This window comes from Micrococcus sp., from assembly GCF_030523875.1.
GTDB lineage: Bacteria > Actinomycetota > Actinomycetes > Actinomycetales > Micrococcaceae > Micrococcus.
In genome coordinates this window covers 9,823-11,569 of the sequence record NZ_JAUNHR010000069.1, presented here as the reverse complement: position 1 = coordinate 11,569, position 1,747 = coordinate 9,823, and the positions used below count along the sequence as shown (strand labels likewise).

2 protein-coding genes are annotated in these 1,747 nt (G+C 76.8%); both read right to left on the bottom strand.

Annotated elements, in window-relative coordinates:
- A partial coding sequence (ribH, locus tag Q4D18_RS09180; protein ID WP_303127578.1) for a 6,7-dimethyl-8-ribityllumazine synthase occupies positions 1-461 on the bottom strand: 461 nt, incomplete at its 3' end.
- Positions 458-1,738, bottom strand: a complete 1,281-nt coding sequence (ribB, locus tag Q4D18_RS09175) for a 3,4-dihydroxy-2-butanone-4-phosphate synthase (protein WP_303127585.1) — start codon at positions 1,736-1,738, stop codon at positions 458-460. The genes ribB and ribH, both read right to left, overlap by 4 nt.
- Between the last annotated feature and the right edge of the window lie 9 nt (positions 1,739-1,747).

The following is a 1,747-nucleotide window of genomic DNA, read 5'->3' as shown; positions in this document are numbered from 1 at the left end:
CGCAGCGCCAGCTCGGTGAGCACGGCGGCCTCGAGGGCCTCGCGGCCCTTGTCCTCGCGGGAGCCGGGCAGACCGGCCCGGTCGCGGGCCTGCTCCTCGGTGTCCACGGTGAGCACGCCGAAGCCCACGGGGACGCCCGTGCGCACGGACACCTCGGTGACGCCCTGCGTGACGGACTGGCACACGTACTCGAAGTGCGGGGTGCCGCCGCGCACCACCACGCCCAGGACCACGACGACGTCGAACGTCCCCGCCAGGCGAGCCGCGGCCACGGACAGCTCCACGGTGCCGGGCACGCGGACCAGCGTCGGCTCCAGGCCGAGGTCGGCCGCGGCGGCCTGCGCCCCGGCGATCAGGCCGTCCATGATCTCGGTGTGCCACTGCGCGGCGACGATCGCGACGCGCAGCCCGGCGGCGGCCTGCGGGTCGAGGGTGACGGTGGGGGCTCCTGCTCCGCTCATGGGGTGTCCTCCTGGACGGTGTCGGTGGTGGGGGTGGTGGCGTAGGCGGCCGGACCGGCGCCGAGGACGGCGTCGTCGTCGCCGAGGTCCCGGCCGGCGAGGTCGTGGTGCATGCGGTCCCGCTTGGTGCGCAGGTAGCGCCCGTTGTGGGCCGTCACGGGGGTCGGAGACGGGACGCGCTCGACGACGTCGATCCCCGCCGCCCGCAGCCCGTCCGCCTTGGCGGGGTTGTTGGTCACCAGGCGGACCCGGGTGATGCCGGCGCCGCGCAGGACGGCGGCGGCACCGTCGTACGCGCGGGCCTCGGCCGGCAGGCCGAGCGCGAGGTTCGCCTCGACCGTGTCCAGGCCCTCCTCCTGCAGCCGGTAGGCGCGGACCTTGTTGGCCAGGCCGATGCCGCGGCCCTCGTGCCCGCGCAGGTACAGCACGCCGCCGCCGTGCGCCGCGGCGTCCGCGAGCGCGGCCTGCAGCTGGGGGCCGCAGTCGCAGCGCAGGGAGCCGAGGACGTCGCCGGTGAGGCACTCGGAGTGCAGGCGCAGGGTGAGGGGGGCGTCCGGGTCGGCCTCGCCGTCCGGGGCGGGGGCGAGCAGCAGGACGTGCTCGGCGCCGGTGGCGGGGTCGGGGTGGACGCTGACGCGGAAGTCCCCGTGGACGGTGGGCAGGCAGGCCTCGGCGGGGCCGGGGGTGACGGCGGGCCGGTGGTCGTCGAGGTGGGCGACGAGGTCCTCGATGGAGATGAGCACGAGGCCGTGCTCGTCGGCGAAGGCGCGCAGGGCGGGCAGGCGCATCATGGTGCCGTCGTCGTGCACGAGCTCGGCGATCGCGGCGACGGGCGGCAGGTCCGCGAGCTCGCACAGCTCGACGCCGGCCTCAGTGTGGCCGCGGCGGGCGCGCACGCCCCCGGGGACGGCGCGCAGGGGGAAGACGTGGCCGGGGCGGGTGAGCGCGGAGGGCTCGGCGTCCGGGTCGGCGAGGGTGCGCAGGGTGACGGTGCGGTCGGCGGCGCTGATGCCGGTGGTGACGCCCGCGGCGGCGTCCACGGAGACGGTGTAGGCGGTGCCCTTGGGGTCCTCGTTGACGGCGGTCATGGGCGGCAGGTCGAGGCGGTCGGCGATCTCCGGGGGCAGCGGCGCGCAGATCACGCCGGAGGTGTGCCGGACGGTGAAGGCCGTGACCTCGTCGGTGGCCAGGGCGGCGGCGTAGATGAGGTCGCCCTCGTTCTCCCGGTCGGCGTCGTCCACGACGACGACGGCGCGCCCCGCGGCGATCGCGTCCACGGCGTCCTG